This window comes from Actinotalea sp. C106 (assembly GCF_023630195.1).
Taxonomy (GTDB): Bacteria; Actinomycetota; Actinomycetes; order Actinomycetales; family Cellulomonadaceae; genus Actinotalea.
Genome location: NZ_JALPKN010000395.1, coordinates 1 through 2,313 on the forward strand (window position 1 = coordinate 1; position 2,313 = coordinate 2,313).

The window sequence follows — 2,313 nt, forward strand, 5'->3', positions numbered from 1 at the left end:
CCCTGCCCGCGCACCTGTCGGCCTCGGCCGTCGTCCGGCTGGCGGGGGACCGCGAGGGCTTCGCGCTCCAGCTGCGCCGCCCGGTGCCGCTCGCCCCCTCGGTGCACGCCCGACGCGGGACGCTGTTCCACGCCTGGGTGGAGAGCTACTTCGGGTCGGCGGCGCTGGTCGACGTCGACACGTTGCCCGGCGCCGACGACGAGTCCCTCCGGGGGGACGAGGACCTCGAGCAGCTGCGCAGCACCTTCCTGGCCTCGCCCTGGGCCCGTCGCAGCCCGCTGGCGATCGAGGTCGACGTCGAGACCCCCGTCGGTGACGTCATGGTCCGCTCCCGGATCGACGCCGTCTTCACCGACCCCGAGGTCCCCGGGGGAGTCGTGGTCGTCGACTGGAAGACCGGGCGCCCCCCGCAGGACCCGGCCGCGGCCGGGCACCGCGAGCTGCAGCTCGCTGTCTACCGGCTCGCGTGGTCCCGATGGACCGACACGCCCCTCGACCGGGTCAGCGCTGCGTTCTACTACGTGGCGGCCGACGAGACGGTCCGACCCCAGTGGCTCCTCGAGGAGGCCGAGATCGAGGCCCTCGTGCGAGGTCAGGACCGGGGCTGAGGCTCCTCGGCCGAGGCGCCCGGGGTGGGGTCGCCCGGCTCGTGGCCGCCCTCGGCGGGGTCCTCCGTGAGGCCGGAGTGCTCCAGCGATCCGGGCTCGTCGGTCGCGGCAACACCTTCCTCGGAGAGGGAGCCGGCCGAGGAGGGGGCCGCCGAGGAGAAGGTCGCCGCGGTCGCCACGGGTGGCTCGTCGACCGAGGTCTGCTCGTCGAGCTCGACCAGCATCGCCGTCGCGTCGTCGACGACCTCGGCGCTGTCGTTGCGCACCCCGTGCAGCAGCCAGCGGGCCAGTGCGAGCTCGCCCGCCAGCATCGCGCGCTCGACGAGGTGGCGGTCGCTGGTCTCGGTCCGGCGCAAGGTGTAGGCCTCGACGATGGGGTCCACGGCCTCCTGCGGAGCCGCGACCAGCAACCAGGCGAGGTCGTCAGCAGGGTCGGCGACCTTGGCCTCGGACCAGCCGAGGATCCCGGTGGGTGCCTCCCGCGAGCACAGGACCTGGTCCGAGGACAGGTCCCCGTGCACCACCGTCGGGCGGAAGCGCCACAGGGCGACGTCCTCGAGGGCCCGCTCCCAGCGGCGCAGCAGCCCGGCCGGCACGTGCCCCGTGCGGGCCGCCTCGTCCACCTCGGAGAGGCGGCGCTGGCGGTAGGCCTCGGCCTCGTAGACCGGGAGCCCGGCATCCTCGACGGTCTGCTCGGGGAGCTCGTGGAGGGCCCCGATCGCCCGCCCGACGTGGGCCGCGAGCCCAGGTCCGGGCCCCAGCAGCTCGAGGGCCAGGGGGCGGCCCTTGAGCTGCGAGTGCACCACGGCGCGCCCGCCCTCGGGCAGCGGGGCGAAGCCCGCAGGACGTGGCACGTCGAAGGGCAGACGGTCGGCGTCGACGTGCCCCATCAGACGGCTCAGCAGGGCCACCTCGGCCTCGAGGGCCGCGCCGGCTGCGCTCGACCGCGGCGCACGGACCACCCAGCGGCGGCCGTCGGCGTCGATCACCACGGCGGAGTCGACGTCACCACCCGAGGGTCGGGCGGCACGGGCGTCGACGACGTCGAGCCGGGGGATCGCGACCGTCGCCAGCGCGGCGAGGGACAAGGGGGAGCGGGCCACGGGCCAACCGTAGGCTCCCGGGCGCCACCCGGCACAGCCAGCCGCGGGTGTGTCCGTGATCGGTCGCGCCGTACGGTGGCGAGATGAACTCGGACTCCTTGCCGCTCTCCCGCGCCGTCGCCGACCGTGCGGCCCACCGCCGCAGCGAGCCGGACCTGCTGGCCGCGGCCTGGCGGAGCGAGGGCACCCGGGTGGTCGTCCTGCACGGCAGTCGTCTCGCGGTCACGGGCGAGGCCCTGGACCTGCGCCGGCCCGCCGAGCTCGAGCAGGCAGGGATCCCCGCCCCCGTCGACACCGGGCGCGCCCCCGCCCCCGCCCCCGCGTCCGCGAGCGCGACCGACCGGACCCCCGACGCAGGGGTGACGTCCAGCACGCTCCTCTGGTTCTTCCTCGGCGAGCACGAGGGCACGACCTTCCTCGCCCTCGTGCTGCCCCCGGGGGACCCGCGGCCCCAGGACCGGCTCGACATGGGCGTCGACGCCCGGGACTCGGGCTCGACCGTCCTGGCGGCCCTGGTCGACGGCGCCACCTGGGCGACGCTGCGCGAGGTCGGGCACCGGCTCGAGGACCCCGACACCGGGCTGGCGGCGGCCGAAGTCGGA

2 protein-coding genes and 1 pseudogene are annotated in these 2,313 nt (G+C 76.1%); 2 read left to right on the forward strand and 1 reads right to left on the reverse strand.

Going from position 1 to position 2,313, the window contains the following annotated elements; genetic code table 11:
• The coding region (locus L0B03_RS16810) for a PD-(D/E)XK nuclease family protein (protein ID WP_250448005.1) at positions 1 to 608 on the forward strand (608 nt) is incomplete at its 5' end.
• On the opposite strand, the gene L0B03_RS16815 is transcribed toward L0B03_RS16810, so the two are convergent.
• Positions 593 to 1,711, reverse strand: a complete 1,119-nt coding sequence (locus L0B03_RS16815) for a macrolide 2'-phosphotransferase (RefSeq protein WP_250448007.1) — start codon at positions 1,709 to 1,711, stop codon at positions 593 to 595. The genes L0B03_RS16810 and L0B03_RS16815 overlap by 16 nt on opposite strands.
• A gap of 83 nt (positions 1,712 to 1,794) precedes the next feature.
• Here L0B03_RS16815 and L0B03_RS16820 point away from each other — a divergent pair.
• Positions 1,795 to 2,313, forward strand: a pseudogene (locus L0B03_RS16820) (hypothetical protein); the annotation flags it as partial.